Origin of the sequence: Hahella sp. CR1 (genome assembly GCF_029813005.1) — a bacterium.
Lineage (GTDB): Bacteria > Pseudomonadota > Gammaproteobacteria > Pseudomonadales > Oleiphilaceae > Hahella.
This window is the reverse complement of the sequence record NZ_JAPELK010000060.1, coordinates 1-334: the sequence shown is the minus strand read 5'-3', so window position 1 is coordinate 334 and position 334 is coordinate 1. Positions and strand designations below refer to the sequence as shown.

The window sequence follows — 334 nt, the reverse complement described above, 5'->3', positions numbered from 1 at the left end:
GCCTTCCCGGTTCCACTGCAGTTCCCGGGCCTGTCCCAGGGCGTCGATAATCTTTTGCGGCAGGCCCTGGGCGTTGTATTCGTACTGAGTCTGCGCGCCTTCCGGGTCAGTGATACGGACCAGCAAGCCCTGTTCGTTGTACTCGCGACGCCAGACATGGCCCAGAGCATTGGTGATCGCCACCGGCATGCCGTCGTCGTTGTAGTCGATCTTGTAATGGCCGCCGTTGGCGTCAATCAGGGCGGTTAACTGACCGTTGTCATTGTAGGCGTAGTGGGTGCTGTGGCCGTTGGGATCGGTCTGCTCCACCAGATTGCCGGCGTTGTCGTACAGG

At 60.5% G+C, this 334-nt stretch carries 1 protein-coding gene; it reads right to left on the bottom strand.

All coding sequences use genetic code 11. The annotated features are described in order from the left end of the window. Positions 1–334 (bottom strand): hypothetical protein (locus tag ONV78_RS31920; RefSeq protein ID WP_279508637.1); only part of this gene is annotated, 334 nt, incomplete at both ends.